The following is a 25673-nucleotide window of genomic DNA, read 5'->3' as shown; positions in this document are numbered from 1 at the left end:
TCCAACCATTAACTTTCACATCATGAAGATATTTTTTAGTTTGGTTTGCTTTTTGGCCTTGCAGTTGGTTTGTTCGGCCCAAGAAATTGTCTCTAAAGACTCTAAGGTAGAGTTTAAAATAAAAGGCGGTGGCCTTTTTAATATAAAAGGCACTTTTACCGGTATGCAAGGCGATTTTTCCTTCAACCCAGAAAATCTTAATCAGTCTAGTTTTGATATTTGCATTGCGCCTTCAACGGTAGATACAGGAAACAAAAAACGTGATGCACACCTAAAAGATCCCGATTTTTTTGAGGTTGAAACCTATCCTAACATTTGCTTTAAATCCACTCGCATAGCGAAAACCATGAAAGGCTATACCACCGTTGGTCTTTTAACCATGCACGGCATTACAAAAACCGTTAGCATTCCCTTTACGTTTAAAAACAATACGTTTAAAGGGCAATTTACCATTAACCGGTTTGACTATAACATTGGCCAGGACTTTGGCACGTTACGAGTTGGCGAAGAGGCCAACGTAACCATTACTTGCGTTGTTAACTAATCTCTTATTAGTGGCAGAGTAGAACAGCGTAACAACCCTTCCTGCTTGGCAATCTCGGCATACGGCACCTCCTCTACGGTAAACCCTTGCTCACGCAACCAAGTATTTAGCCTAGTAAAGTTTTTTTCTGAAATGATCACATCTTCCGAAATGGAAAATATGTTGCTGTTCATTTGGTACATTTCTTCTTTTGTAATTTCGAACACCTTATCCTTTCCAAAAAAATCAACCAACCACTGGTATTCTTCTTCTATTAAAAAGCCATTTTTATGAATAATAGCCTTGTCTTTTCCTATAGGCTGAAAACAACAGTCTAAATGAAGTGCATTCTCTTTAGGATCGGTATTGGATTTTCGCAATTCGAAGGATTTTACCACTTTATTTGGAAACAATTCTCTAATGGCCTCGACAGCTTGTGTGTTTGTTCTGGCTGTAATGTAACTAGAATAATCCGCGCCAGAGTAGGTGCCTATAAAAATATAGTCGTTCCAAGGCATAACGTCGCCACCTTCAATATGGCAGGCCTCTGGTAAAACAATAACATCTTCTTGGGGAATTTGCGACACAACATGTTTAATGGCTTCGTACTCTCTATCGCGATCTGGAAGAATGTTGGCCTTTATAAACTTGTTATCGATTACAAAAGCGATGTCTCTAGAAAAAATCTGGTTGTAATCTTCGATAATCTCTGGGCGGAAAACGGTAACATGGTATTTTTCGAATACGCGTGCTACGGCTTCCATTTCCTTTACCATATCGGCTTCTTTGGGGTAAGTACCCGCTTTTATATGCTGAAGTGATTTGGGATCGTAGGTATCCTCTGCCTTGGGTACTGGCCCATTGCTTTTTGCCGTTCCTAAAACTACTGCACGTAATCTGGCCGTTTCGTTATTAACATTTAGCTTTAACATAAAGGAAATAAAATAAAAAAAGCTCCATAAGGCCTATGAAGCTTTTTGATGTACATTTTTTTAATATTATCTGTTATCTATGGTTTTAAAATCCCTTAGATTTTCACCAACATATACCTGTCTTGGGCGACCTATTGGTTCTTTTTTCAAGCGCATCTCACGCCATTGAGCGATCCAACCTGGTAATCTTCCTAAAGCAAACATTACAGTAAACATCTCTACAGGAATGCCCATAGCCTTATAGATAATTCCTGAATAGAAATCGACATTAGGGTACAACTTACGCTTTACAAAGTAATCGTCGTTCAAAGCTTCTTGCTCCAAGCCTTTGGCTATTCCTAAAATAGGATCTTCAACCCCTAAATCTTCCAACACTTCGTCTGCCGATTTTTTGATAATCTTAGCTCTAGGGTCGAAATTCTTGTAAACGCGATGACCAAAGCCCATTAAACGGAACGGATCTTCTTTGTCCTTAGCTTTACCCATGAATTTTTTGGTATCGCCACCATCTTCTTTAATCGCTTCTAACATTTCTAATACTGCTTGGTTGGCACCACCATGTAAGGGTCCCCAAAGGGCAGAAATACCAGCCGAAAGCGAAGCAAACAATCCAGCGTGTGAAGAACCTACAATGCGCACTGTTGATGTAGAACAGTTTTGCTCGTGATCTGCATGAAGGATTAATAATTTATCTAAAGCATCAACAACAATTGGGTTTATTTTATAGTCTTCGTTAGGTTGCTTGAACATCATTTTTAAAACGTTCTCTACATAACCTAAAGAGCTATCGCCATAATCTAGTGGTAAACCTAACTTTTTACGCATGGCCCAAGCCACCAAAACTGGGAATTTCCCTAAAATTCTTACAATAGCATTGTACATATCTTCTTCTGAATCTACATTTACAGAAGATGGGTTGAATGCTGTTAGCGCACTTGTTAACGAAGACAACACGCCCATTGGGTGCGCCGACTTAGGAAAAGCGTCTAGAATTTTCTTAACATCATCATCAACTACAGAGTGTTTCTTTATGTCTGTATGAAACTTGTCTAACTGTTCTTTATTTGGAAGCTCGCCAAAAATCAATAAATAAGCCACCTCAAGGAAATCTGCCTTTTCGGCAAGGTCCTCAATAGCATATCCTCTATATCTTAAAATTCCTTTTTCACCATCAAGAAAGGTAATGGCACTCTCACACGATCCTGTATTTTTATATCCTGGATCTATGGTGGTAACACCACCTGTAACCCCTCTTAACGTTTTAATATCTATGGCAACTTCATTTTCTGTACCAGTAATTAGAGGGAATTCATGCTTTTGACCATTAATTTCTAACGTAGCTTTATCTGACATATAATGTGTGTTTATTTAGGGTTATTTGACTTTTGCCTCAACGTGTCACAAATTTAAGAAATATCTAATGATTTTTAAAGGAACTTAGCAAAGGTTTTAGCTATTAATAGATTGTTAAATGCTATATAAAAAAAGCGGTTATTAAATATTTAACAACCGCTTTTCCTTTTTGCTTATTTTACCTTAAAGGCCTTTTCTTTTGGGTAGTATGCAACATCGCCCAATTCTTCTTCTATTCGCAACAATTGGTTGTATTTCGCCATACGGTCGCTTCGGGAAGCCGAGCCGGTTTTTATTTGCCCAGTATTTAATGCTACGGCCAAATCGGCTATTGTATTGTCTTCTGTTTCTCCTGATCTATGCGACATTACAGAAGTATACCCTGCATTGTGCGCCATGTTTACAGCGGCAATGGTTTCGGTTAATGTACCTATTTGGTTTACCTTAATTAAGATTGAATTGGCAATGTTGTTTTCAATACCTTTAGACAGGCGTTCTACATTGGTTACAAACAAATCGTCACCAACCAACTGCACTTTGTCTCCTACTTTTTCTGTTAGTAATTTCCAGCCTTCCCAATCGTTTTCGTCCATACCATCTTCAATAGAAATGATGGGGTATTTTTCACATAAATCAGCCAAATATTGTGCTTGCTCTTCAGAGGTTCTTACTTGACCTTTATCGCCTTCAAATTTTTTATAGTCGTATTTTCCATTAACATAAAACTCTGCCGATGCACAATCTAAGGCAATCATAATATCATCGCCTAAAGTATATCCGGCATTTTTTACGGCCTTGGCTATGGTGTCTAAGGCATCTTCTGTACCGCCTTCTAAGGTTGGGGCAAACCCACCCTCGTCACCAACAGCTGTGCTTAAGTTTCTATCGTGAAGCACCTTTTTTAGGTGGTGGAAAATTTCTGTTCCCATTTGCATGGCATGGGTAAAGTTTTCTGCTTTTACCGGCATAATCATAAACTCCTGAAATGCAATAGGCGCATCGCTATGCGAGCCGCCATTAATAATATTCATCATAGGCACAGGAAGTGTTTTTGCAGAAACACCGCCAATATAACGGTATAGCGGTATGTTTAACTCGTTGGCTGCAGCTTTGGCTACGGCCAAAGACACGCCTAGTATGGCATTGGCTCCCAATTTAGATTTGTTGGGTGTGCCGTCTAGCTCGATCATGATTTGATCTATTAAAGCTTGTTCTAGTACAGATACGCCTAACAGCTCCTGTGCAATTATAGCATTAACATTTTCTACGGCCTTAAGTACGCCTTTACCCATATAACTGTTACCACCATCACGAAGCTCTACCGCTTCGTGCTCACCTGTCGAGGCGCCAGAGGGCACAGCAGCCCTTCCTAATATGCCGTTTTCGGTAATAACATCTACTTCTACTGTTGGATTCCCGCGAGAGTCTAAAATTTGTCTCGCATGTATGTTTACTATAATGCTCATGGTTTAATTTATTTGTGTGCCACAAATTTACGGAAATACTTCCGCTTTTTATATGGCCTTAATTGGTTGACGCTTTAATTTTTTGCTGTATGTTAAGAATTAAAAAAACCTCAAAGCGGTTTTATGAGCCTTGAGGTTATGGAGGGTTATTTTTTGATGTTCGTTATAAACTGATCAAACAAGTAGGCGGCATCGTGTGGTCCTGGACTAGCCTCTGGATGGTATTGCACCGAGAAGCAGTTTTTACTTTTCATGCGAATGCCCGCTACTGTATTGTCGTTAAGATGAACATGGGTTATCTCGACGTCTGGGTGGTTTTCTGTTTCTTCCCTATTAATTGCAAAACCGTGATTTTGCGAGGTAATTTCGCCTTTACCAGTTAACAGGTTTTTAACGGGGTGGTTAATCCCCCTGTGCCCGTTGTGCATTTTATAGGTTGAAATGCCATTTGCTAACGCAATAACCTGGTGGCCTAGGCAAATACCAAAAAGGGGTAAATTACGTTCTAGAATTTCTTTAGCTAATGCCTGTGCTTCGTGTAAGGGTTCTGGATCACCAGGGCCGTTAGAAAGAAAATAGCCATCTGGGTTCCAGGCGCTCATTTCTTCGAAAGATGTGTTATAAGGGAACACCTTTATGTAAGCGTCTCTTTGGGCAAAGTTTCTTAAGATGTTGGTTTTTATACCAATATCTAGAGCGGCTATTTTATACGTTGCATTTTCGTCGCCATAATAATACGGCTCTGTTGTTGATACTTTAGAGGCCAATTCTAGACCGTTCATGTCGGGAACGTCTGCCAACTGTGCTTTTAGTGCGTCTATATTGTCTACATCGGTAGAAATTACAGCATTCATGGCACCATGATCGCGGATGTAGCTTACCAATGCTCTAGTATCGACATCGGAAATGGCCAATAGGTTATTTTTATTTAAGAACTCTTCTAAAGATGCATCTGCATTAACTCTCGAGTATTCGTAGCTAAAGTTTCTACAAATTAGCCCAGCTATTTTTATAGACCCCGATTCTACTTCGTCGACATTGGTTCCGTAATTTCCAATGTGTGCATTGGTGGCCACCATAAGTTGCCCATAATAGGATGGATCTGTGAAAATTTCTTGGTAGCCAGTCATACCAGTATTAAAACAAATCTCGCCAAAAGAAGTGCCTTTTTTCCCTCCTACTGATTTCCCATAGAAAATAGTTCCATCGGCCAAAAGTATCAGGGCTTTGTCTCTTTTTTTGTATTTCATCGTGCTCATTAAAAATCTATTAATTGAAAAAAAAGGTTTTGCAAAATTGCATAAAAAAAAGGATAAACTAAAATAGTTTATCCTTTAATAATTTTCACATTTCAACATGATGTTAAATCGTGTTATAAAATTTCATTATTTTCTTTAAATCTGCCAAATCATTGAACTTAAGCTTCTCGCTTTTAACATAATTCAATATTTTTTCTTTCTTATCGGCGTTAAAATATTTGGTTACGTCTTTCTTTTTAAGTTTTAATTCTTTTAACTCTTTCTCATTTTCTGGCAAAACATAAAACTCCTCTTCAACAACCATTCTATTATTGTTCAATTTTTGTTGGGTCATAGGGTTAACGGCGCCTTCTACAATCGTTATTTTGTAATCTATTAAAAACTTGTTATCATCTGCCTGCCCCAAGAATTCATAAAACCTAGAAATCCCGTGTTCATTTACTATTTTAACAAACTCTTTATCTGTAATTTCAACCTTACGTAAAATGTTAGAATTAATGGCAAATACAGAATCTTGCGCTATTTTTACTTCAAACCTGTCTAAAGCAACATTATAGTTTAAGCCATTAACTAAATACGTTTTGTCTAACACATGCATTTTGGATTGTCTTGAAGCATTCCAATCTTCATATAAATATGGCGAACCATCTATTGTTCTATTTTTATTATTATTTGGATTGGTTACCCAAATACCTTGACCTGGATTAAAAGTCATGCTGCCACCAACATTATTGTTGCTTCTGTTAGACCCTACAATTTCGGAATTTTGGGAAAATACGGCAGGCATGCTGCACAAAAAACTCAATACAAATAATAGATGCTTCATTTTTAATTTTTTTAAGTTCTGCAAATATAAAAAAAGGGAGGACTTAAGTAGTCTCCCCCTTTCAAATTAACATTTTTTAACACCTGAAGTTTTTATTCTTCTTCGTTAGATGCTTTTTCTTGAGTTGCAGCTGGAGCGGCAGCAGCTTTGCTTGCGCCTCCTCTTCTGCTTCTACGTGTTTTCTTTTTAGCAGCACCAGACGGGTTGTAAGTATCGTTGTAGTCTACAAGTTCTATCATAGCCATGTCTGCATTATCTCCTAAACGATTTCCTAGCTTAATAATTCTTGTATATCCTCCAGGTCTGTCTCCTACTTTAGCAGCTACTTCTCTAAAAAGCTCTGCAACGGCTTCCTTTTGTCTTAATTTAGCAAATACCACACGTCTGTTGTGAGTTGTATCTTCTTTAGACTTGGTTACCAAAGGCTCTACAAACTGCTTTAAAGCTTTTGCTTTGGCTACAGTTGTGTTAATACGCTTGTGCTCGATTAAAGAGCAAGCCATATTGGCAAGCATGGCTTTTCTATGAGCTGTTTTTCTGCTTAAGTGATTAAATTTTTTTCCGTGTCTCATGACCTTTAAGTTTGGCTATCATCTTGCTTCTATCCTTTAATAGGAGAGCAAATTATGATGCGTTTATATTATTCTTTATCTAATTTATATTTCGACAAATCCATACCAAAGTTCAATCCTTTAACGTTTACTAGTTCTTCTAGCTCGGTTAACGATTTTTTACCAAAGTTTCGGAATTTCATTAAGTCGTTTTTGTTGTATGCTACCAAATCTCCTAAGGTATCTACTTCGGCTGCTTTTAAACAGTTTAAGGCACGTACAGAAAGATCCATATCTACCAATTTAGTTTTTAGCAACTGTCTCATATGAAGTGATTCTTCGTCATATGTTTCAGTTTGTGCTATCTCATCGGCTTCTAGGGTTATTCTTTCATCAGAGAATAACATGAAGTGGTGGATTAGCGTTTTAGCAGCTTCGGTTAATGCATCTTGCGGATTGATAGAACCGTCTGTAATAATCTCGAAAACTAATTTTTCGTAATCGGTTTTTTGCTCAACACGATAGTTTTCAATACTATATTTTACGTTTTTAATAGGCGTGTAAATAGAGTCGGTAAAGATGGTACCTATTGGCGCAGAGGCTTTTTTGTTTTCTTCTGCAGGCACGTACCCACGTCCTTTTTCTACTGTAATTTCCATGTTAATGTTAACCTTAGAATCTAGGTTACAGATAACCAATTCTGGGTTTAACACTTGAAATCCAGAGATAAACTTTTGAAAATCGCCAGCAGTAATTTGCTCTTGCCCAGAAACAGCTATTGAAACAGACTCGTTATCAACATCTTCTATCTGTCTTTTAAAGCGAACCTGCTTTAGGTTTAAGATAATTTCTGTAACATCTTCTACAACTCCAGGGATGGTAGAAAACTCATGATCTACACCTTCTATTCTTACCGATGTAACTGCAAAACCTTCTAAAGAGGATAGCAATACTCTTCTAAGAGCATTTCCAACTGTTAATCCATAACCAGGTTCTAAGGGACGGAATTCGAATTTGCCTTCGAAATCTGTCGAATCGATCATGATTACTTTATCTGGTTTTTGAAAATTAAATACTGCCATATGATTTCTTCGTTTTAATTGTTATTTAGTTGCGCGGTTTAAAAGTTTGAAGAAATACTTATAAACCCTTTGGCTAAATACCAATGTTTTTTAATTATTATTTAGAGTATAATTCGACGATGAATTGCTCGTTAATGCTTTCTGGAATTTGAATTCTAGCAGGAACAGAAACGTAAGTTCCTTCGCTTTTTTCGTTATTCCAGGTAATCCATTCGTACACTTGGCTTGAGTTAGCTAATGAACTTTTTATAGCCTCAAGTGATTTTGATTTTTCTCTTACCCCTACAACATCGCCTGCTTTTAATTGGTAAGAAGGAATGTTTACAACTTGGCCGTTTACAGTAATGTGTCTGTGCGATACAAGTTGTCTTGCGCCACTACGTGAAGGAGAGATTCCCATTCTAAACACGACGTTGTCTAATCTAGACTCGCATAATTGTAACAATACCTCACCGGTAATTCCAGGGGCAGCAGTTGCTTTTTTAAACATGTTTCTGAATTGGCGCTCTAAAATACCGTAAGTGTATTTTGCCTTTTGCTTTTCCTGTAATTGGATTGCGTATTCAGATTTTTTTCCACGACGCTTGTTTGCTCCGTGTTGACCTGGAGGGTAGTTTCTTTTTTCAAAAGATTTATCTTCTCCAAAAATAGCTTCTCCAAATTTTCGAGCTATTTTAGTTTTAGGACCAGTATATCTTGCCATTTTAATTAATTTTAAGAGTGATTATTGAATTAAGGTCTTAGTCTTATCCTTCGATAATCGTTAATCTCTTGTTATACTTGTTTATTTTTTTTCAGTTTGCAAATTTACATATAAAAAAATTAATATCAACTATTTAAAACAGTTGATATTAATTTGTCTTTGCATGTAATTATACTCTTCTACGCTTTGGTGGTCTACACCCGTTGTGTGGTAGTGGTGTAACATCAATAATTTCTGTTACTTCTATACCCGCATTGTGAATAGAACGAATAGCAGACTCTCTACCATTACCTGGTCCCTTTACGTATACTTTTACTTTCTTTAACCCAGCTTCTGATGCTACACCTGCAGCATCCTCGGCAGCTAATTGAGCAGCGTAAGGTGTGTTTTTCTTAGAGCCTCTAAAGCCCATTTTACCTGCAGACGACCAAGATATTACGTCGCCTTTTTTATTGGTAAGTGAGATAATGATGTTGTTGAAAGAAGCGGTAACGTGAGCTTCTCCAATAGCGTCTACAATTACTTTACGTTTTTTTGTATTTGACTTTGCCATATTAAATTTTAGTTTTTAGCTGTTAGTTTTAGTTATTAGAATCCTAAACATTCCTATTTCAAGCAGATTCGTCTAACTTCTAAATACTACTGACTAACGTCTTTAAATTATTTACCTGCCACTTTTTTGTTGGCAACAGTTTTTCTTTTCCCTTTTCTGGTTCTAGAGTTGTTTTTTGTACGCTGACCTCTTAAAGGAAGTCCAGATCTGTGACGAATACCTCTGTAACACCCTATATCCATTAATCGCTTAATGTTCATAGATGTTTCTGAACGTAATTCCCCTTCGATCGTGTAATTTCCTACAGCAGCACGAATGTTGCTTATTTGGTCATCGTTCCAATCTTGTACTTTAGTGTTTTCGTCTACTTTAGCTGTAGCTAAAATTTCTTTTGCTCTGCTTTTTCCTACACCGTAGATGTAAGTTAAAGAGATAACACCTCTCTTGTTTTTTGGTATGTCTACACCTGCAATTCTTGCCATAATAATTATCCTTGTCTTTGTTTGAATCTAGGATTCTTTTTGTTAATGACGTAAAGTCTACCTTTTCTGCGCACGATTTTACAGTCTGCGCTTCTTTTTTTAACTGATGCTCTTACTTTCATCGTATTAGTATCTATAAGTTATTCGAGCCTTCGTTAAATCGTAAGGGCTCATTTCTAATTTTACTTTGTCTCCTGGTAACAATTTAATGTAGTGCATTCTCATTTTTCCTGAGATGTGAGCGGTCACGATGTGGCCATTCTCTAACTCTACACGAAACATTGCGTTAGACAATGCTTCTATAATTGTTCCATCTTGTTCTATTGCTGCTTGTTTTGCCATAGTACGTTTATTAAGCTACTGCTTTTCTATTTTTACCTGTTTTCATCAAGCCATCATAGTGTCTGTTCAACAAGTAAGAATTCACCTGTTGCATGGTATCTATTGCAACTCCAACCATAATTAACAATGATGTTCCTCCAAAAAATAAGGCCCAACCAGACTGTACATTTAATAGTTTAACGATAATGGCAGGGAAAACTGCGATTATAGCTAAAAATATAGATCCTGGTAAGGTTATTTGAGACATTATTTTGTCTAAGTATTCCGAGGTTTCAGAGCCTGGTCTAATTCCAGGAATAAACCCGCCACTTCTTTTTAAATCATCGGCCATTTTGTTGGTTGGTACTGTAATAGCGGTATAGAAATATGTAAATACAATAATCAATACGGCAAATACAACATTGTACCAAAATCCAAATATATCGGCAAACTGGGTTTGTAACCATTGGCCTACCGCAGAGTCTTTCATAAAAGATGTTCCGCCTATTAAACCTGGCACAAACATAATAGCTTGGGCGAATATAATTGGCATTACCCCCGAGGCATTAAGCTTTAACGGGATGTATTGTCTTGATCCAAAAACATTCTTTTCGTAACCACCAGATGCTGTTCTTCTAGCATACTGCACGGCAATTTTTCTTACAGCCATTACTAACATAACAGATGCTAAAATAATAACCAACCAGATTACCAGTTCGAAAAGGATTAGCATTACGTTGTTCCCTTCTAATCTTGAAGAGGCGTTTTGTAAAAATGCCTTAGGTAATGTTGCGATAATACCCACCATAATTAATAGTGATATTCCGTTTCCAATTCCCTTATCTGTGATTTTTTCACCTAACCACATGGCAAAAATACAACCTGTTACTAAAATAACGATTGATGAAAAATAGAATACACCGCCTGTACCTAATAAGAAAGCACTTTGCGGAATACCAAATGCTGTTGGTAAACTAGCTAAGTACCCTGGTGCTTGCACCAAACAGATGGCTATGGTTAACCAACGTGTTATTTGGGTTATTTTCTTTTGGCCACTGGCGCCTTCCTTTTGTAGTTTTTGCAAGTAAGGAATTGCGATTCCCATTAACTGCACCACAATAGATGCCGAAATATAAGGCATGATACCTAAGGCAAAAACCGATGCATTTGCAAATGCTCCTCCGGTAAACGCATTAAGCAATCCTAACAATCCTGATTCTGTATTGCTCTGCAAGTTTTCTAACTGAGCAGCATCAATACCAGGTAAAACTACTTGTGCACCAAAACGGTAAACTAATAACAGACCTAGTGTTACTATAATTCTGTTTCTTAGTTCTTCTATTTTCCAAACGTTCTTTATTGTTTCTATAAACTTCATGCGCTTAAACAAGATTATAATGTTACGGCTTCTCCTCCTGCTCCTTCAATAGCAGCTTGAGCTGAAGCGGTAAATTTATGAGCAGATACTTTTACTTTCGATTTTAATTCGCCTCTTCCTAAGATTTTTACTAGTTCATTTTTTCTAGCCAATCTTAAAGAAACCATCGTTTCAAAATCTAGGGTATCTGTAATCTTTTTCTCGTCTACCAATTGTTGTATTGTATCTAGGTTTACCCCTTGATAGCTCACGCGGTTTCTATTGGTAAAACCAAATTTAGGCACACGTCTTTGAAGTGGCATTTGCCCACCTTCAAAACCTATTTTCTTAGAGTATCCAGAACGCGACTTGGCGCCTTTGTGTCCTCTTGTTGCTGTACCTCCTTTGCCAGAACCTTGTCCGCGTCCTATACGTTTCGCGTTTTTGTTAACTGAACCTTCAGCAGGTTTTAAATTACTTAAATCCATTTTTCAGTATCTTATTATTTTGTTTCTTCTATAGAAACTAAATGTTTAACTTTATTAACCATACCAAGGATGTTTGGCGTGGCATCGTGCTCAACTACTTGACCAATTTTTTTAAGTCCTAATGCTTCTAGGGTTCTTTTTTGTTTTTGGGTACGGTTGATTGCACTTTTTACTTTTGTAACTTTAATCTTTGCCATCGTTATCCTTTATTAACCTTTATACAATTTCTCAAGAGAGATACCTCTTTCTCTAGCAACTGCTTTTGCATCTCGTAACTGCAGTAGGGCATCGAAAGTTGCCTTTACTACGTTGTGTGGGTTTGATGACCCTTGAGATTTTGATAATACATCATGTACACCAACGGCTTCTAAAACAGTTCTCACAGCACCACCGGCAATAACTCCTGTACCAGGAGCAGCAGGAATAATGTTTACTCTAGCTCCGCCGTATTTACCTTTTTGTTCGTGAGGTAACGTTCCTTTAACCAATGGAATACGCACTAAGTTTTTCTTAGCGTCTTCTACAGCTTTTGAAATGGCGCTGGCTACGTCTTTAGATTTTCCTAAACCGTGGCCTACCACTCCTGCTTCATCGCCAACCACTACGATTGCCGAGAAACCAAAAGCTCTACCTCCCTTGGTTACTTTTGTTACTCTTTGTACACCAACTAAACGATCTTTTAGATCTAGTCCACCTGGTTTTACTAATTCTGCGCTTTTATATTTTTGATACATAATATATTTAGAATTTAAGTCCTGCTTCTCTAGCTCCTTCGGCTAATGATTTTACTCTACCGTGATATAAATACCCACCTCTATCAAAAGAAATGGTGTCTACACCTGCTTTAAGGGCTTTCTCAGCTACCGCTTTTCCTACTAATGTAGCGATTTCGGTTTTGGTTCCTGTAGCAGAACTAATGTCTTTATCTCTTGAAGATGCTGATGCAATTGTTTTACCAGTTACATCGTCTACTACTTGAGCGTAAATTTCTTTATTGCTTCTAAAAACAGATAATCTAGGTCTAGCTTCTGTACCAGATACCACTTTGCGAACTCTGTTCTTTATTCTTTGTCTTCTTTCGTTCTTTGTTAATGCCATAACTTAATTATTATGCTGATTTACCTGCTTTTCTTCTAATTTGTTCACCAACAAATTTAATTCCTTTTCCTTTATAAGGTTCTGGCTTACGGAAAGAGCGAATTTTTGCTGCTACTTGTCCTACAAGTTGCTTATCGTGCGATGTTAGCTTGATAATTGGGTTCTTTCCTTTTTCAGAGATGGTTTCTACTTTCACCTCTGGTGCAAGATCTAAAACAATATTATGAGAGAAACCTAGGGCTAAATCTAATTTTTGGCCTTGGTTACTGGCTCTATATCCTACCCCTACTAACTCTAATTCTTTTGTCCAACCTTTAGAAACGCCTTCAATCATGTTATTGATTAAAGCTCTGTACAAACCGTGTTTCGATTTTTCATCTTTTTTCTCAGAAGAACGTTCTACCAATAAGTTTCCATCTTCTACCTTTACAGATACTGCTGAAATTTCTTGGGTTAATTCTCCTAATTTCCCTTTTACGGTAACAACATTATTATTAATGTCTACGGTTACTCCTTCTGGGATTTCTATTGGGCTATTACCTATTCTTGACATGTTTTTCAGCTTTTTAGTATACGTAACACAATACTTCTCCACCTACGTTGGCTTGTTGGGCCTGCTTGCCTGTCATAACACCGTGAGAGGTCGATACAATGGCAATCCCTAAACCGTTTAATACACGTGGTAGCTCTTTAGAGCTTGAGTACTTACGTAAACCTGGTTTACTAATTCTCTGTATTTTTTTAATAACAGACTCTTTGGTGTCTTTGTTGTACTTAAGGGCTATTTTAATGGTCCCTTGAGCCGACGCAGAGTCGTCAAATTTGTAACTTAAAATATATCCTTGGTCGAATAATATTTTAGTTATCTCTTTTTTTAAGTTAGATGCTGGAATCTCCACCACTCTGTGGTTAGCACGTACAGCGTTTCTAATTCGCGTTAAATAATCCGCTATTGGATCTGAATACATAGTTATTAAATTTCGGTAACGGTTTTTAATATTGTCTTTCAACATTAAACCTGATACCCGTTTATATTTGTTTTTTTACCAGCTGGCTTTCTTAACGCCAGGTATTAACCCTTTGTTAGCCATCTCTCTGAACATTACACGTGAGATACCAAATTGTCTCATATAACCTTTTGGTCGTCCAGTTAGTTTACAACGGTTGTGCATACGTACTGGTGAAGCGTTTTTTGGCAGCTTTTGTAATGCTTCGTATTCGCCAGCTTCTTTTAAAGCTTTGCGTTTCTCTGCATATTTAGCTACGGTTTTAGCTCGCTTTACCTCACGGGCTTTCATTGATTCTTTAGCCATATTTAGTTCTTTTTAAAAGGTAATCCTAATTGTGTTAATAATGATTTTGCCTCTTTATCGGTTTCTGCGCTGGTTACAAATGTAATGTCCATACCAGAAATCTTGTTTACCTTATCGATATCGATTTCTGGGAAGATAATTTGTTCGGTAATTCCTAAGTTGTAGTTACCTCTTCCATCAAAACCTGTGGCTTTAATACCATTAAAATCTCTTACACGTGGTAAGGCCGATGTAATTAAACGATCTAAAAATTCGTACATACGCTCGCCACGTAAAGTAACTTTAGTTCCTATGGGCATGCCTTTACGAAGCTTGAACGAAGCAACGTCTTTTTTAGACATGGTTGCTACGGCTTTTTGCCCAGTAATGGTTGTCAGTTCATCAACACCATGGTCGATTAACTTTTTGTCGGCAACAGCAGCTCCAATACCTTTAGATAAAACGATTTTCTTTAGCTTAGGAACTTGCATAACATTTTTGTAACCAAATTCCTCTGTAAGAGCCGATATAATTCTGCTCTTGTATTCTTCTTTAAGTCTCGGTGTATATGCCATAACTAAATTACTTCATTAGATTTTTTAGCAAATCTTACTTTCTTGTCTCCTTCCATTCTGTATCCAGCTCGTGTTGTCTCGCCTTTTGGGGTTAACAAAGATAGGTTAGATACATGAATAGCTGCTTCTTTTTCAACGATTCCGCCTTGAGGGTTTTGCGCACTTGGTTTCATGTGTTTTTTCACCAAGTTTACACCTTCAACAATCGCCTTGTTCTTATCTTTTAATACCTTAAGTACTTTACCTTCGGTCCCTTTGTGATCTCCAGCAATAACTTTTACGGTATCTCCTGATTTAATTTTAAGCTTTGTCATTTTTTAATTTCATTAAAGCACTTCTGGTGCTAATGATACAATTTTCATGAATTGTTTATCACGAAGTTCTCTTGCTACAGGACCAAACACACGTGTTCCTCTCATTTCCCCTTGTGGGTTTAGAAGGACACAGGCGTTGTCGTCGAATCTGATGTATGATCCGTCTGGTCGACGTACTTCTTTTACTGTACGTACTACTACTGCTGTAGAAACGGCACCTTTTTTAATGTTTCCGTTTGGCGTGGCTTCTTTTACAGAAACAACTATTTTATCGCCTACAGAAGCATATCGTCTTTTAGTACCACCAAGTACACGTATGGTTAATACTTCCTTGGCTCCGGTGTTATCGGCTACTTTTAATCTTGATTCAGTCTGTACCATAATTACTTCGCTCTTTCAATTATTTCAACTAGTCTCCAACATTTGGATTTACTCATGGGTTTTGTTTCCATGATTTTTACAGTATCTCCAATGTTACAATCGTTCTGTTCGTCGTGTGCAACGTACTTTTTCGTTTTTAATACGAATTTACCGTACATTGGGTGCTTTACTTTTTTCACTTCAGAAACTACAATCGATTTCTGCATTTTGTTACTAGTAACTACACCTATACGTTCTTTTCTTAAATTTCTTGTTTCCATATTCTACTGCAGAATTATTGTAAATCTCTTTTAGTTAATTCGGTTGCAATTCTAGCTACGGTACGTCTTACGGCACGTAATTGAATTGGATTCTCTAAAGGAGAAATCGTATGAGCCATTTTTAACTCTGAATAGCTCTGTTTTGTCTCACTAAGTTTCTCTTGCAACTCAGCTACAGATAATTCTTTAATTTCTGATTGTTTCATAATATCAAATAAATTATGCGTCGTGTTCGTAATCTCTTGCAACAACAAACTTAGTTCTTACAGGTAATTTTTGTGCTGCTAATCGCAATGCTTCTTTAGCTGTTTCTAAAGGCACACCGCCTACTTCAAATAACATTCTACCTGGTTTAACTACGGCTGCCCAATATTCAACGGCACCTTTACCTTTACCCATACGTACTTCAAGAGGCTTCTTGGTAATTGGCTTATCTGGGAAAATTTTAATCCAGATAGACCCTTCTCTTTTCATGTAACGTGTGGCGGCAATACGCGCGGCTTCTATTTGACGTGCTGTAACAAACTTAGCGTCTAAAGATTTTATTCCAAAAGAACCGCTTGTTAGTCTATGCCCTCTTCCGGCATTTCCTTTCATGCGCCCTTTTTGTTGCTTACGAAATTTTGTTTTCTTAGGCTGTAACATGTTCTTTCTTGTTTAAAAAATTACTTTCTACGACGGGATTTTCCACGTCCACCTTTTCCTTGCTTCTTAGACAATCCAACAAGCGGAGAAAGCTCTCTTTTTCCATATACTTCGCCTTTCATGATCCATACTTTAATCCCTAATCTACCGTAGGTAGTGTGGGCTTCAACTAAAGCATAGTCAATATCGGCTCTAAATGTAGATAAAGGAATACGGCCTTCTTTGTAGTGCTCGCTACGTGCCATTTCGGCGCCGTTTAAACGACCACTAATTTGAATTTTAATTCCTTCAGCATTCATTCTCATAGTTGCGGCAATAGCCATTTTAATGGCACGACGGTAAGAGATACGGTTCTCTATTTGGCGTGCAATGCTTGCTGCAACTAGGTGTGCATCTAGTTCCGGTCTTTTAATTTCAAATATGTTTATTTGAACTTCTTTACCAGTAATCTTTTTAAGCTCCTCTTTTAACTTATCTACCTCTTGGCCACCTTTCCCGATAATGATACCTGGGCGGGCAGTAGTGATAGTAACGGTTACAAGTTTAAGGGTGCGCTCGATGATTACTCTTGAAACACTTGCTTTAGATAGACGCGCGTGGATGTATTTTCTAATCTTGTCGTCTTCGGCAAGCTTATCTCCATAGTCGTTTCCACCAAACCAGTTGGATTCCCATCCTCTGATGATTCCTAAACGGTTTCCTATTGGATTTGTTTTTTGTCCCATACCTCTATCTTAACTTTGTGTTTTATTATTAGCATCAACCACAACAGTTACGTGGTTTGAGCGTTTTCTAATTCTATGAGCACGACCTTGTGGTGCTGGGCGTAATCTTTTTAACATTGCACCACCGTCTACTCTAATTTCCTTCACATAAAGTTCAGCTGATTCGATATCGGCATCTTCGTTTTTTGCTTGCCAGTTGGCAATAGCAGAAAGCAATAGCTTTTCTAAACGGTTTGATGCTTCTTTTTGGCTGAATTTTAAGATATTTAGAGCTCTCTCTACGCGTTCGCCTCTTACTAAATCGGCTACTAAACGCATTTTTCTTGGAGACGTAGGACAGTTATTAAGCTTGGCGAAAGCAATCTGCTTCTTCTGTTCCTTAATAGCGTCTGCCATTTGTTTTTTGCGACTTCCCATAGCTTATTATCTTTTTCCTTTATTTTTAGAACCTCCATGACCTCTGTAAGATCTTGTTGGCGAGAATTCTCCTAATTTATGTCCTACCATGTTTTCTGTTACGTAAACCGGCACAAATTGGCGCCCGTTATGTACAGCTATAGTTTGACCAACAAAATCTGGAGTAATCATACTGGCTCTTGACCAAGTTTTGATTACAGTTTTCTTACCAGATTCTACATTGGCTTGAACTTTTCTTTCTAATTTAAAATGAACGTAAGGTCCTTTTTTTAATGATCTTGCCATGTCTTATTATTTCTTTCTACGTTCTACAATATACTTATTACTTGCTTTGGTTTTAGAACGTGTTCTATAGCCTTTAGCTGGTAACCCTTTTCTAGAACGTGGATGTCCTCCAGAGGCACGTCCTTCACCACCACCCATTGGGTGATCTACTGGGTTCATTACTACTGGTCTGGTTCTTGGTCTTCTACCTAACCAACGGCTTCTACCTGCTTTACCAGATACTAACAATTGGTGGTCTGAGTTAGACACAACCCCTATGGTAGCCATACACGACACCAACACCAAACGGGTTTCTCCCGATGGTAATTTTATGGTCGCAAACTTACCATCTCTTGCCATTAACTGGGCAAATGCTCCAGCCGAACGCGCCATTACGGCTCCTTGGCCTGGACGTAGCTCTACACAAGAAATAATGGTTCCTAATGGAATTTTGCTTAATGGCATGGTATTGCCTATTTCGGTTGGCACGTTTTCTTGTCCAGAAATAACGTTTTGACCAACTTGAAGGCCGTTTTGTGCAATGATATATCTCTTTTCACCATCTTCGTACTTTAACAAAGCGATGAATGCAGTTCTGTTTGGATCGTACTCGATAGACATAACTTCTGCAGAAACACCTGCTTTGTTACGTTTGAAATCGATAATACGATAACGTTTTTTATGACCTCCACCAATATAGCGCATGGTCATTTTTCCTTGACTGTTTCTACCACCAGATCTTTTTTTCGGAGCAAGCAAGCTTTTCTCCGGCTTATCAGTAGTAATGGCGTCATACCCATTAACTACTCTAAAACGCTGACCTGGCGTGATTGGTTTTAATTTCTTTACTGACATTTTAGTCTATTTACATATTACTGTATAAATCAATAATCTCACCTTCCGTCACTTGAACGATAGCCTTTTTAATGGCTTTTGTTTTACCGTGCTGAATACCCGTTTTAGTATAACGCGTTCTTCTTTCTGGACGGACATTTATTGTACGAACTTTTTCAACAGAAACCCCATAAGCAGCTTCTACCGCTTGCTTAATTTCTATCTTGTTCGCCTTGGCGTTCACCTCAAAAGCATAAGCATTCAAAGTCTCGCTTTGAGTGGTCGCTTTTTCTGTGATTATAGGTTTTATTAAGATATTCATGGTTCTTATTTGCTTAAATTCGTTTCAATTCCTTCTAATGAACTCTCGAAAAGCACCACTTGGTTTGCGTTAACAATTCTATAAGTGCTTAATTCTGAGTTATTTACAACTTCATGCCCTTGTAAATTACGTGACGACAAATATACATTATTATTTGACGCACCCAACACAAACAGCGATTTTTTACCCTCTAGGTTTAAGGCTTTTAGCACCGCTTTAAACTCTTTGGTCTTTGGTGTTTCGAAGTTAATATCTTCTAGTACCGTAATCGCTTTTTCGTTAGCTTTCATACTTAAGGCCGATTTACGCGCTAAACGCTTAAGGCTCTTGTTAAGCTTAAACCCGTAGTTTCTAGGTCTTGGACCAAACATACGTCCACCACCTTTAAAAACTCCAGACTTAATACTTCCTGCTCTTGCAGTACCAGTTCCTTTTTGCTTTTTAATTTTACGCGTACTTCCTGTAATTTCTGCGCGCTCTTTAGCCTTGTGTGTTCCTTGACGTTGGTTTGCTAAATATTGCTTAACATCTAAGTAAACAGCATGGTTGTTTGGCTCTATAGCAAACACATCTTTAGAAAGTTCTACCTTTCTACCTGTGTCTTTTCCGTTTATATCTAAAACTGCTACTTTCATTACTTTCTTACAATTACATAAGCGTTTTTGTGTCCAGGTACACAACCTTTAACAACAAGTAGATTCTTTTCTGGAACTACTTTTAAAACTCTTAAATTTTGAACTTTCACTTTTTCGCCGCCCATTCTCCCGGCCATACGCATACCTTTAAATACACGTGCAGGATAAGATGCAGCACCAATAGAACCAGGCGCTCTTAAACGGTTATGTTGACCGTGGGTAGCTTGACCTACACCACCAAAACCGTGACGTTTTACAACACCTTGGAATCCTTTTCCTTTTGATGTGCCAGCCACATCAACAAATTCGCCTTCAGTAAAATGCTCTACTGTAATGGCGTCACCTAACTTGTACTCCGTATCAAAACCTTTGAATTCAACAACTTTGCGCTTTACAGAAGTACCAGCTTTTTTAGCGTGACCTAATTCAGCTTTTGTAGCACTTTTTTCTGTCGCGTCATCGAAACCTAATTGAACCGCATTATAGCCGTCAACCTCTTCAGTTCTGACTTGGGTAACGATACATGGCCCAGCTTGGATTACCGTACATGGAATGTTCTTCCCGTTGGCATCGAAAATGCTGGTCATACCGATTTTTTTTCCTATTAACCCAGACATAATTATTAATTAAAATTTATAGTTACTTACTTATTTAAAAAATTTCAGGGTCGAAATACGTTTCAACCCTGAAATGTATTTTTACCGTTTTTCCCGCGCCCGCAGCGGTGGGACATTTCCATTCTCGCAAAAGCGGGAACCTCGTTTAAGAGCCCCTACCAATGCAGGAATGCAATTACACTTTAATCTCTACTTCTACGCCACTTGGCAACTCTAGTTTCATCAAAGCATCGATTGTTTTTGATGATGAGCTGTAGATGTCAAGTAATCTCTTGTAAGAGCTTAATTGAAACTGCTCTCTAGATTTCTTGTTTACGTGTGGCGAACGTAGTACAGTGAAAATTTTCTTGTGTGTTGGTAATGGAATTGGTCCAGTTACTACAGCACCCGTACTTTTTACTGTTTTTACAATCTTATCAGCAGATTTGTCTACTAAGTTGTGATCGTACGATTTTAGTTTTATTCTGATTTTTTGACTCATTTTCGTAATGTTTAAGCTTCAACGCCTTTTGCTGCCTTAATTACTTCCTCGGCAATGTTTGAAGGTGTTTCTGCATAATGTGAGAATTCCATGGTAGATGTTGCACGACCTGATGATAAGGTACGTAAAGAGGTTACGTAACCAAACATTTCAGATAATGGCACATCGGCCTTAATTACTTTAGAACCTGCTCTGTCGCCCATGTCGTTAACTTGACCACGACGACGGTTAAGGTCTCCTACAATATCCCCCATGTTTTCTTCTGGAGTTAACACTTCTAGTTTCATGATTGGCTCCATGATTACAGATTTAGCAGCTTTTGCAGCCGATTTAAATCCTATTTTAGCAGCCAATTCGAATGATAATTGATCAGAATCTACATCGTGGTAAGATCCATCGGTTAATGTAACCTTCATCGCATCTACCTCGTAACCTGCTAATGGGCCATTTTTCATAGCTTCTTTGAAACCTTTCTCGATTGAAGGAATAAATTCCTTAGGAACGTTACCACCTTTAATCTCTGAAACGAATTCTAAACCAACTTTACCTTCTTCTGCTGGCTCAAGGGTAAATACGATATCGGCGAATTTACCACGACCACCAGATTGTTTCTTATAAACCTCACGATGATCGGCACGTTTTGTAATAGCTTCTTTGTACTCTACTTGTGGCTGACCTTGGTTTACTTCAACCTTAAACTCACGTTTAAGACGGTCTACAATAATATCTAAGTGAAGCTCTCCCATTCCTGAGATGATGGTTTGTCCTGAAGCTTCATCGGTTCTAGCGGTGAATGTTGGATCTTCTTCAGCTAACTTGGCTAAAGCCATACCTAACTTATCTACATCGGCTTTGGTTTTTGGCTCTACAGCAATACCAATTACCGGATCTGGGAAATCCATCGATTCTAAAACAATTGGATGTTTCTCATCAGACATGGTATCTCCTGTCTTGATGTCTTTAAATCCTACTGCTGCTCCAATATCTCCTGCTTCAATAAAATCGATTGCATTTTGTTTGTTGGCGTGCATTTGGTAAATACGCGAAATACGCTCTTTTTTACCTGAACGGTTGTTTAGGATATAAGATCCCGCATCTAAACGACCAGAATACGCACGGAAGAATGCTAAACGTCCTACGAAAGGATCGGTAGCAATTTTAAATGCTAAGGCCGCAAATGGCGCTTGTGCATCTGGCTTACGCACTTCTTCTTCTCCTGTATCTGGGTTTGTTCCAACAATATTATCTCTATCTAAAGGCGAAGGTAAATAACGGCATACAGCGTCTAATAAGAACTGTACTCCTTTATTTTTAAATGACGACCCACATACCATTGGTATAATGGCCATATCCATTACAGCAGCTCTAAGCGCAGCGTGCACTTCTGCTTCTGTAATAGAGTCTTCGTCCTCCATGAATTTCTCTAATAAATTCTCATCGTAGCTAGCTACTTCCTCGATCAATAAGGCTCTGTATTCACGAACCTCTTCTTTCATATCTTCAGGAATATCAACAACATCAAAAGTCGACCCGAAGTTATCGTCGTGCCATACTACGGCTCTATTCTTAACTAAGTCTACAATACCTTTAAAGTCTGCTTCATCTCCAATAGGTAAAACGATTGGCACAGCGTTAGACTTCAACATGTCTTTTACCTGCTTGTTTACTTCTAGGAAGTTAGCCCCTTGACGGTCCATTTTGTTAACGAACCCAATACGAGGTACTTTATAGTTATCTGCTAAACGCCAGTTGGTTTCAGATTGTGGCTCAACACCATCTACTGCAGAGAACAAGAACACTAACCCGTCTAATACACGTAACGAACGGTTTACCTCTACGGTAAAGTCAACGTGACCAGGCGTGTCTATAATGTTAAAATGATAATCGCTAGTTTCTGGTAATGGCTTAGCATTTTCCATAGGGAATTTCCACGTACAAGTTGTTGCAGCGGAAGTAATGGTAATACCTCTTTCAGCCTCTTGCTCCATCCAGTCCATAGTTGAAGCACCTTCGTGGGTTTCCCCAATTTTGTGGTTAACTCCAGTATAGAAAAGGATACGCTCTGTTGTTGTTGTTTTACCAGCATCAATATGAGCAGCAATACCTATATTTCTTGTATATTTTAAATCTCTTGCCATTTTTTATTAAAATCTAAAGTGTGAGAATGCTTTATTTGCTTCTGCCATTCTATGTGTATCTAGTCTTTTCTTAACGGCAGCACCTTCTTCTTTAGCCGCAGCTAAAATTTCGGCAGCTAATTTTTGAGGCATTGATTTTTCGTTTCTTTTTCTCGCAAAGTTGATTAACCACTTCATAGCAGTCGACACTTTACGGTCTGGACGGATTTGCATAGGAATCTGGAATGTAGCACCACCTACACGGCGGCTACGCACTTCTACGTGAGGCATCACGTTTGAAAGCGCATCTTTCCAAATTTCTAAAGCTGTTTTCTCGTCATCTGTCTTCTTTTGCTCTACGATATCTATTGCTTCGTAAAACACTTTAAAAGCCACAGACTTCTTTCCATCCCACATCATCATGTTAACGAAACGCGTCACTAACTGATCGTTAAAACGTGGATCTGGTAAAAGAGGCCTTTTTTTCGCTTGTCTTTTTCTCATGTCTTCTTCTTAAAAGTTTTTAATTACTTCTTAGGGCGTTTTGCACCATACTTAGATCTACGTTGCGTTCTACCTTGAACACCTGCGGTATCCAATGCACCACGAACAATGTGATATCTAACACCTGGTAAATCTTTTACCCTTCCACCTCTAACCAATACTATCGAGTGCTCTTGTAGGTTGTGACCCTCACCTGGGATGTATGCGTTTACTTCCTTACCGTTTGTTAACCTTACCCTTGCAACTTTACGCATTGCCGAGTTTGGTTTCTTTGGCGTAGTTGTATATACACGCGTACAAACCCCACGTCTCTGTGGGCACGAATCTAAAGCAGCCGATTTACTCTTCTTGGTTATTTTGGCTCTTCCTTTTCGTACTAATTGTGAAATTGTTGGCATATATTTCTATATAAAATTATTTAAACCCTCACTTTTGAGGGCTGCAAAGGTAGAAATAAAAATTAATTTTTCAAATGTTATCACATTAATTTTCAAGCAACTTAAAAAATTGACCATACCTTTATATATTATATTTGCAATTTGCGTTAGTTTTACAAAACCAATCAAACGTAAACGTGTTTAGAACATTATTTGCTTTCCTTATTATATATTGTATAAACATTAATTTAGGGTTCGGGCAAACACTAACATTAAAAATACACGGTCAGGATAGCTTAGAAACCCAACAGATAACCCGCACAGGACACAAAACCCTTCACCCTAACTATCAATCCGTACATAACGAAATTGCACATTTAAAGACAACATTGCTGCGCAAAGGCTACATTGAAACCAAAGTTTTAAGCACCGCCAAAGCAAACGACTCTCTGGTAATTTCGGAATTTTCATTGGGCCAAAAGTTCGACTCTATTAAGGTATATTACAACAACGATATTCATCCGCTAAAGTCTTATTTTAAAAAACACCCCAACACCATATTTAATCACAACTTCAATAAAAACTATTTTAGCTGTAAAATAGAAGAGGTTGAAACCGCCCTTAACCTAATCAGTCTTGAGATAAGTGACAGCGGACATCCATTTACAACTCTAAAGCTAACCAACTTCATCCAAAAAGCCCCGCTTTTGGAAGCCACCCTAACCATTAACAAAACGAAGGAAGCCAGAACGATTGACAACATCATCGTTAAGGGCTATGAAAAATTCCCAAAAACATTCTTAAAACACCACCTAAAGATTACAACCGGCAAGCCCTTTAGCCTAACACAAATTAAAAAGCAATTGAACCACCTAAACCAAATTAGGTTTGCCAGCAAAATAAAAGATCCCGAAGCACTTTTCACCAAAGACTCCACCCTACTATACCTTTATTTAGAAAAAACAAAAAGCAATCACTTTGATGGTTTTTTAGGGTTTGGCACCAACGAAGAAACCGGCTCCATCGAATTTAACGGCTATCTAAACCTAGCCCTTAACAACAATTTGAATTTAGGCGAAACGTTTTCTCTTGTATACAAAAGCGACGAAAACGACCAACGCACCTTCAATGCTAATTTAAGAGTACCCTACCTATTTAATTCACCCATAGGCACAGAACTGCAGCTAAACTTATTTAAAAAAGACTCGTCGTTTACCACAAGCCAACAAAGCGCTAAATTATTCCACCCCATCTCCCCAAAAAACACCGTTTCGGCAGGCATCAAATCCACGACATCCAACAACTTGCTCACCACGCAAAACACCCTTTTCCCTCTAAGCGATTACGACGCGTTTTTCTATACGGTAAATTACACTTACCAGAACCTAAACATCACCAGCAGGCTATTTCCAAAAAAAACGCAGCTAGATTTAGAACTCTCCAGCGGAAAAAGAACCACAGACCAAACGAAAAGCAATCAGATTGGAGTTCTTTTTAACGGGTTTAATATTTTCGCCCTAAACAACAAGAATAACGTATTTGTAGGCGCTCATGGCGGGCATCTCGACTCGCCCGACTACCTAGAGAACGAGCTTTATAGGTTTGGTGGCATAAACTCCATAAGAGGCTTTGAAGAGAACAGCATTATAGCCAATACGTATGCGGTGTTAAATACAGAATATCGTTACCTGGTTAGCCACAGCATTTACGTACATACCATTATTGATTTTGCCTATTTAGAAAATCACCTTCAAAACCACAAGGCAAATCTTTACGGATTCGGGCTTGGCTTTGGTGTTTTAACCCGGGCTGGACTACTGAAATTCAACTATGCAAATGGCAAAAACGACACCCAGAAATTTAAATTTTCCAACTCTCAAGTCCATCTTAGTTTAACGGCATTTTTTTAAGTATTCCTT

At 38.1% G+C, this 25673-nt stretch carries 39 protein-coding genes; 2 read left to right on the top strand and 37 right to left on the bottom strand.

The window, feature by feature from the left end:
- Window positions 1–22: 22 nt before the first annotated feature.
- A complete protein-coding gene (locus IA57_RS08110) occupies window positions 23–544 on the top strand; it encodes a YceI family protein (protein ID WP_051881016.1) in 522 nt (173 codons plus the stop codon).
- Here IA57_RS08110 and IA57_RS08105 read toward each other — a convergent pair.
- From IA57_RS08105 to rpsL, 37 genes are all read right to left on the bottom strand, one after another.
- Window positions 541–1455: a dimethylarginine dimethylaminohydrolase family protein gene (locus tag IA57_RS08105; RefSeq protein ID WP_036121850.1), complete on the bottom strand. Its 915-nt coding sequence runs from the start codon at window positions 1453–1455 to the stop codon at window positions 541–543. The two genes, IA57_RS08110 and IA57_RS08105, sit on opposite strands and share 4 nt — an antisense overlap.
- Before the next feature lie 66 nt (window positions 1456–1521).
- Window positions 1522–2808, bottom strand: coding sequence for a citrate synthase (locus IA57_RS08100; protein ID WP_036121848.1), 1287 nt, complete (start codon window positions 2806–2808; stop codon window positions 1522–1524).
- A gap of 173 nt (window positions 2809–2981) precedes the next feature.
- Window positions 2982–4274: a phosphopyruvate hydratase gene (eno, locus tag IA57_RS08095; RefSeq protein ID WP_036121845.1), complete on the bottom strand. Its 1293-nt coding sequence runs from the start codon at window positions 4272–4274 to the stop codon at window positions 2982–2984.
- 146 nt (window positions 4275–4420) lie between these two features.
- Window positions 4421–5524 carry a glutamine-hydrolyzing carbamoyl-phosphate synthase small subunit gene (gene carA / locus IA57_RS08090; RefSeq protein WP_036121843.1) on the bottom strand — a complete coding sequence of 368 codons (1104 nt, stop codon included), beginning with the start codon at window positions 5522–5524 and terminating at the stop codon, window positions 4421–4423.
- A gap of 112 nt (window positions 5525–5636) precedes the next feature.
- Window positions 5637–6359 (bottom strand): hypothetical protein, encoded by a 723-nt coding sequence (locus IA57_RS08085; protein ID WP_131505680.1) that lies wholly within the window; start codon window positions 6357–6359, stop codon window positions 5637–5639.
- 92 nt (window positions 6360–6451) lie between these two features.
- Window positions 6452–6931, bottom strand: coding sequence for a 50S ribosomal protein L17 (rplQ, locus tag IA57_RS08080; protein ID WP_036121839.1), 480 nt, complete (start codon window positions 6929–6931; stop codon window positions 6452–6454).
- Window positions 6932–6999: 68 nt separating this feature from the next.
- The gene (locus tag IA57_RS08075; RefSeq protein WP_036121836.1) at window positions 7000–7992 is read right to left on the bottom strand and encodes a DNA-directed RNA polymerase subunit alpha; all 993 of its coding nucleotides are present in this window, start codon (window positions 7990–7992) and stop codon (window positions 7000–7002) included.
- A 97-nt stretch (window positions 7993–8089) separates the two neighbouring features.
- Window positions 8090–8695 (bottom strand): 30S ribosomal protein S4, encoded by a 606-nt coding sequence (gene rpsD, locus IA57_RS08070; protein ID WP_036121833.1) that lies wholly within the window; start codon window positions 8693–8695, stop codon window positions 8090–8092.
- Between the two features lie 169 nt (window positions 8696–8864).
- Window positions 8865–9248, bottom strand: coding sequence for a 30S ribosomal protein S11 (rpsK, locus tag IA57_RS08065; RefSeq protein ID WP_036121831.1), 384 nt, complete (start codon window positions 9246–9248; stop codon window positions 8865–8867).
- Window positions 9249–9355: 107 nt separating this feature from the next.
- A complete protein-coding gene (gene rpsM, locus IA57_RS08060; RefSeq protein WP_036121828.1) occupies window positions 9356–9730 on the bottom strand; it encodes a 30S ribosomal protein S13 in 375 nt (124 codons plus the stop codon).
- Between the two features lie 5 nt (window positions 9731–9735).
- Window positions 9736–9852 carry a type B 50S ribosomal protein L36 gene (gene ykgO / locus IA57_RS12485; RefSeq protein WP_013305171.1) on the bottom strand — a complete coding sequence of 39 codons (117 nt, stop codon included), beginning with the start codon at window positions 9850–9852 and terminating at the stop codon, window positions 9736–9738.
- Between the two features lie 4 nt (window positions 9853–9856).
- On the bottom strand, window positions 9857–10072 hold the full coding sequence (gene infA, locus IA57_RS08055; protein ID WP_007094967.1) for a translation initiation factor IF-1: 216 nt from the start codon (window positions 10070–10072) through the stop codon (window positions 9857–9859).
- Window positions 10073–10082: 10 nt separating this feature from the next.
- On the bottom strand, window positions 10083–11429 hold the full coding sequence (secY, locus tag IA57_RS08050; RefSeq protein WP_036121822.1) for a preprotein translocase subunit SecY: 1347 nt from the start codon (window positions 11427–11429) through the stop codon (window positions 10083–10085).
- Between the two features lie 14 nt (window positions 11430–11443).
- A complete protein-coding gene (gene rplO, locus IA57_RS08045) occupies window positions 11444–11896 on the bottom strand; it encodes a 50S ribosomal protein L15 (protein WP_036121820.1) in 453 nt (150 codons plus the stop codon).
- Between the two features lie 14 nt (window positions 11897–11910).
- Window positions 11911–12093 (bottom strand): 50S ribosomal protein L30, encoded by a 183-nt coding sequence (gene rpmD, locus IA57_RS08040; RefSeq protein WP_036121817.1) that lies wholly within the window; start codon window positions 12091–12093, stop codon window positions 11911–11913.
- A 12-nt stretch (window positions 12094–12105) separates the two neighbouring features.
- Window positions 12106–12630 carry a 30S ribosomal protein S5 gene (gene rpsE / locus IA57_RS08035; RefSeq protein ID WP_036121814.1) on the bottom strand — a complete coding sequence of 175 codons (525 nt, stop codon included), beginning with the start codon at window positions 12628–12630 and terminating at the stop codon, window positions 12106–12108.
- Window positions 12631–12637: 7 nt separating this feature from the next.
- The gene (gene rplR, locus IA57_RS08030) at window positions 12638–12994 is read right to left on the bottom strand and encodes a 50S ribosomal protein L18 (RefSeq protein WP_036121811.1); all 357 of its coding nucleotides are present in this window, start codon (window positions 12992–12994) and stop codon (window positions 12638–12640) included.
- A gap of 10 nt (window positions 12995–13004) precedes the next feature.
- Complete coding sequence (gene rplF, locus IA57_RS08025; protein ID WP_036121808.1) at window positions 13005–13547, bottom strand: 50S ribosomal protein L6; 543 nt, start codon at window positions 13545–13547, stop codon at window positions 13005–13007.
- 13 nt (window positions 13548–13560) lie between these two features.
- Window positions 13561–13962 (bottom strand): 30S ribosomal protein S8, encoded by a 402-nt coding sequence (gene rpsH / locus IA57_RS08020; RefSeq protein ID WP_036121805.1) that lies wholly within the window; start codon window positions 13960–13962, stop codon window positions 13561–13563.
- A 75-nt stretch (window positions 13963–14037) separates the two neighbouring features.
- Window positions 14038–14307 (bottom strand): 30S ribosomal protein S14, encoded by a 270-nt coding sequence (gene rpsN, locus IA57_RS08015; protein WP_036121802.1) that lies wholly within the window; start codon window positions 14305–14307, stop codon window positions 14038–14040.
- A gap of 2 nt (window positions 14308–14309) precedes the next feature.
- A complete protein-coding gene (gene rplE, locus IA57_RS08010) occupies window positions 14310–14861 on the bottom strand; it encodes a 50S ribosomal protein L5 (protein ID WP_036121799.1) in 552 nt (183 codons plus the stop codon).
- A 2-nt stretch (window positions 14862–14863) separates the two neighbouring features.
- Complete coding sequence (gene rplX / locus IA57_RS08005) at window positions 14864–15175, bottom strand: 50S ribosomal protein L24 (protein WP_036121796.1); 312 nt, start codon at window positions 15173–15175, stop codon at window positions 14864–14866.
- A 12-nt stretch (window positions 15176–15187) separates the two neighbouring features.
- Window positions 15188–15556, bottom strand: coding sequence for a 50S ribosomal protein L14 (gene rplN, locus IA57_RS08000; protein ID WP_036121793.1), 369 nt, complete (start codon window positions 15554–15556; stop codon window positions 15188–15190).
- Window positions 15557–15558: 2 nt separating this feature from the next.
- Window positions 15559–15816: a 30S ribosomal protein S17 gene (gene rpsQ, locus IA57_RS07995; RefSeq protein WP_036121790.1), complete on the bottom strand. Its 258-nt coding sequence runs from the start codon at window positions 15814–15816 to the stop codon at window positions 15559–15561.
- Window positions 15817–15830: 14 nt separating this feature from the next.
- Window positions 15831–16022 (bottom strand): 50S ribosomal protein L29, encoded by a 192-nt coding sequence (gene rpmC / locus IA57_RS07990; RefSeq protein ID WP_036121787.1) that lies wholly within the window; start codon window positions 16020–16022, stop codon window positions 15831–15833.
- Window positions 16023–16035: 13 nt separating this feature from the next.
- On the bottom strand, window positions 16036–16461 hold the full coding sequence (rplP, locus tag IA57_RS07985) for a 50S ribosomal protein L16 (protein ID WP_036121784.1): 426 nt from the start codon (window positions 16459–16461) through the stop codon (window positions 16036–16038).
- Between the two features lie 20 nt (window positions 16462–16481).
- Complete coding sequence (rpsC, locus tag IA57_RS07980; RefSeq protein WP_036121781.1) at window positions 16482–17186, bottom strand: 30S ribosomal protein S3; 705 nt, start codon at window positions 17184–17186, stop codon at window positions 16482–16484.
- 9 nt (window positions 17187–17195) lie between these two features.
- Window positions 17196–17603, bottom strand: coding sequence for a 50S ribosomal protein L22 (rplV, locus tag IA57_RS07975; protein ID WP_036121778.1), 408 nt, complete (start codon window positions 17601–17603; stop codon window positions 17196–17198).
- Between the two features lie 6 nt (window positions 17604–17609).
- The gene (gene rpsS, locus IA57_RS07970) at window positions 17610–17888 is read right to left on the bottom strand and encodes a 30S ribosomal protein S19 (RefSeq protein WP_036121775.1); all 279 of its coding nucleotides are present in this window, start codon (window positions 17886–17888) and stop codon (window positions 17610–17612) included.
- Window positions 17889–17894: 6 nt separating this feature from the next.
- Window positions 17895–18722 (bottom strand): 50S ribosomal protein L2, encoded by an 828-nt coding sequence (gene rplB / locus IA57_RS07965; protein ID WP_036121772.1) that lies wholly within the window; start codon window positions 18720–18722, stop codon window positions 17895–17897.
- A 10-nt stretch (window positions 18723–18732) separates the two neighbouring features.
- Complete coding sequence (gene rplW, locus IA57_RS07960) at window positions 18733–19023, bottom strand: 50S ribosomal protein L23 (RefSeq protein ID WP_036121770.1); 291 nt, start codon at window positions 19021–19023, stop codon at window positions 18733–18735.
- A 5-nt stretch (window positions 19024–19028) separates the two neighbouring features.
- A complete protein-coding gene (rplD, locus tag IA57_RS07955) occupies window positions 19029–19658 on the bottom strand; it encodes a 50S ribosomal protein L4 (RefSeq protein ID WP_036121767.1) in 630 nt (209 codons plus the stop codon).
- Entirely contained in the window at window positions 19658–20275 is a 618-nt protein-coding gene (gene rplC, locus IA57_RS07950; protein ID WP_036121764.1) for a 50S ribosomal protein L3, read from the bottom strand. Before rplC ends, rplD begins: the two co-directional genes overlap by 1 nt.
- 175 nt (window positions 20276–20450) lie before the next feature.
- Entirely contained in the window at window positions 20451–20756 is a 306-nt protein-coding gene (gene rpsJ / locus IA57_RS07945) for a 30S ribosomal protein S10 (protein ID WP_007650482.1), read from the bottom strand.
- Between the two features lie 11 nt (window positions 20757–20767).
- A complete protein-coding gene (gene fusA / locus IA57_RS07940; RefSeq protein WP_036121759.1) occupies window positions 20768–22894 on the bottom strand; it encodes an elongation factor G in 2127 nt (708 codons plus the stop codon).
- Between the two features lie 6 nt (window positions 22895–22900).
- The gene (rpsG, locus tag IA57_RS07935) at window positions 22901–23377 is read right to left on the bottom strand and encodes a 30S ribosomal protein S7 (RefSeq protein WP_036121758.1); all 477 of its coding nucleotides are present in this window, start codon (window positions 23375–23377) and stop codon (window positions 22901–22903) included.
- A gap of 23 nt (window positions 23378–23400) precedes the next feature.
- On the bottom strand, window positions 23401–23775 hold the full coding sequence (gene rpsL / locus IA57_RS07930; RefSeq protein WP_036121756.1) for a 30S ribosomal protein S12: 375 nt from the start codon (window positions 23773–23775) through the stop codon (window positions 23401–23403).
- A 176-nt stretch (window positions 23776–23951) separates the two neighbouring features.
- On the opposite strand from rpsL, the gene IA57_RS07925 reads away from it, so the two are divergent.
- On the top strand, window positions 23952–25664 hold the full coding sequence (locus IA57_RS07925; RefSeq protein WP_229730256.1) for a BamA/TamA family outer membrane protein: 1713 nt from the start codon (window positions 23952–23954) through the stop codon (window positions 25662–25664).
- Window positions 25665–25673 lie beyond the last annotated feature (9 nt).

It is taken from the genome of Mangrovimonas yunxiaonensis, assembly GCF_000733475.1.
GTDB lineage: Bacteria > Bacteroidota > Bacteroidia > Flavobacteriales > Flavobacteriaceae > Mangrovimonas > Mangrovimonas yunxiaonensis.
This window is presented reverse-complemented; position numbering and strand designations above follow the sequence as displayed.

Bases quoted from the DNA above. Each gene is read 5' to 3' on its own strand.
- IA57_RS08100 (WP_036121848.1), bottom strand. From the start codon at position 2,808: ATGTCAGATAAAGCTACGTTAGAAATTAATGGTCAAAAGCATGAATTC.
- rpsN (WP_036121802.1), bottom strand. From the start codon at position 14,307: ATGGCTAAAGAATCAATGAAAGCCCGTGAGGTAAAGCGAGCTAAAACC.
- carA (WP_036121843.1), bottom strand. From the start codon at position 5,524: ATGAAATACAAAAAAAGAGACAAAGCCCTGATACTTTTGGCCGATGGA.
- rpsJ (WP_007650482.1), bottom strand. From the start codon at position 20,756: ATGAGTCAAAAAATCAGAATAAAACTAAAATCGTACGATCACAACTTA.
- rplV (WP_036121778.1), bottom strand. From the start codon at position 17,603: ATGGGAAGTCGCAAAAAACAAATGGCAGACGCTATTAAGGAACAGAAG.
- rplR (WP_036121811.1), bottom strand. From the start codon at position 12,994: ATGGCATTAACAAAGAACGAAAGAAGACAAAGAATAAAGAACAGAGTT.
- rplE (WP_036121799.1), bottom strand. From the start codon at position 14,861: ATGGCATATACACCGAGACTTAAAGAAGAATACAAGAGCAGAATTATA.
- rpsQ (WP_036121790.1), bottom strand. From the start codon at position 15,816: ATGGAAACAAGAAATTTAAGAAAAGAACGTATAGGTGTAGTTACTAGT.
- rpsE (WP_036121814.1), bottom strand. From the start codon at position 12,630: ATGTATCAAAAATATAAAAGCGCAGAATTAGTAAAACCAGGTGGACTA.
- rpsC (WP_036121781.1), bottom strand. From the start codon at position 17,186: ATGGGACAAAAAACAAATCCAATAGGAAACCGTTTAGGAATCATCAGA.
- IA57_RS08110 (WP_051881016.1), top strand. From the start codon at position 23: ATGAAGATATTTTTTAGTTTGGTTTGCTTTTTGGCCTTGCAGTTGGTT.
- rplB (WP_036121772.1), bottom strand. From the start codon at position 18,722: ATGTCAGTAAAGAAATTAAAACCAATCACGCCAGGTCAGCGTTTTAGA.
- rpsD (WP_036121833.1), bottom strand. From the start codon at position 8,695: ATGGCAAGATATACTGGTCCTAAAACTAAAATAGCTCGAAAATTTGGA.
- rpsG (WP_036121758.1), bottom strand. From the start codon at position 23,377: ATGAGAAAAAGACAAGCGAAAAAAAGGCCTCTTTTACCAGATCCACGT.
- rplX (WP_036121796.1), bottom strand. From the start codon at position 15,175: ATGACAAAGCTTAAAATTAAATCAGGAGATACCGTAAAAGTTATTGCT.
- rpmC (WP_036121787.1), bottom strand. From the start codon at position 16,022: ATGAAACAATCAGAAATTAAAGAATTATCTGTAGCTGAGTTGCAAGAG.
- rpsL (WP_036121756.1), bottom strand. From the start codon at position 23,775: ATGCCAACAATTTCACAATTAGTACGAAAAGGAAGAGCCAAAATAACC.
- rplQ (WP_036121839.1), bottom strand. From the start codon at position 6,931: ATGAGACACGGAAAAAAATTTAATCACTTAAGCAGAAAAACAGCTCAT.
- rplP (WP_036121784.1), bottom strand. From the start codon at position 16,461: ATGTTACAGCCTAAGAAAACAAAATTTCGTAAGCAACAAAAAGGGCGC.
- rplO (WP_036121820.1), bottom strand. From the start codon at position 11,896: ATGGATTTAAGTAATTTAAAACCTGCTGAAGGTTCAGTTAACAAAAAC.
- eno (WP_036121845.1), bottom strand. From the start codon at position 4,274: ATGAGCATTATAGTAAACATACATGCGAGACAAATTTTAGACTCTCGC.
- IA57_RS08085 (WP_131505680.1), bottom strand. From the start codon at position 6,359: ATGAAGCATCTATTATTTGTATTGAGTTTTTTGTGCAGCATGCCTGCC.
- rpsK (WP_036121831.1), bottom strand. From the start codon at position 9,248: ATGGCAAAGTCAAATACAAAAAAACGTAAAGTAATTGTAGACGCTATT.
- rpsM (WP_036121828.1), bottom strand. From the start codon at position 9,730: ATGGCAAGAATTGCAGGTGTAGACATACCAAAAAACAAGAGAGGTGTT.
- rplC (WP_036121764.1), bottom strand. From the start codon at position 20,275: ATGTCTGGGTTAATAGGAAAAAAAATCGGTATGACCAGCATTTTCGAT.
- IA57_RS08075 (WP_036121836.1), bottom strand. From the start codon at position 7,992: ATGGCAGTATTTAATTTTCAAAAACCAGATAAAGTAATCATGATCGAT.
- ykgO (WP_013305171.1), bottom strand. From the start codon at position 9,852: ATGAAAGTAAGAGCATCAGTTAAAAAAAGAAGCGCAGACTGTAAAATC.
- rplF (WP_036121808.1), bottom strand. From the start codon at position 13,547: ATGTCAAGAATAGGTAATAGCCCAATAGAAATCCCAGAAGGAGTAACC.
- fusA (WP_036121759.1), bottom strand. From the start codon at position 22,894: ATGGCAAGAGATTTAAAATATACAAGAAATATAGGTATTGCTGCTCAT.
- IA57_RS08105 (WP_036121850.1), bottom strand. From the start codon at position 1,455: ATGTTAAAGCTAAATGTTAATAACGAAACGGCCAGATTACGTGCAGTA.
- secY (WP_036121822.1), bottom strand. From the start codon at position 11,429: ATGAAGTTTATAGAAACAATAAAGAACGTTTGGAAAATAGAAGAACTA.
- rplD (WP_036121767.1), bottom strand. From the start codon at position 19,658: ATGAAAGTAGCAGTTTTAGATATAAACGGAAAAGACACAGGTAGAAAG.
- rplN (WP_036121793.1), bottom strand. From the start codon at position 15,556: ATGGTACAGACTGAATCAAGATTAAAAGTAGCCGATAACACCGGAGCC.
- rpsS (WP_036121775.1), bottom strand. From the start codon at position 17,888: ATGGCAAGATCATTAAAAAAAGGACCTTACGTTCATTTTAAATTAGAA.
- rpsH (WP_036121805.1), bottom strand. From the start codon at position 13,962: ATGTATTCAGATCCAATAGCGGATTATTTAACGCGAATTAGAAACGCT.
- infA (WP_007094967.1), bottom strand. From the start codon at position 10,072: ATGGCAAAACAAGCAGCAATAGAACAAGATGGAACAATTATAGAAGCA.
- rplW (WP_036121770.1), bottom strand. From the start codon at position 19,023: ATGAATATCTTAATAAAACCTATAATCACAGAAAAAGCGACCACTCAA.
- rpmD (WP_036121817.1), bottom strand. From the start codon at position 12,093: ATGGCAAAGATTAAAGTTACAAAAGTAAAAAGTGCAATCAACCGTACC.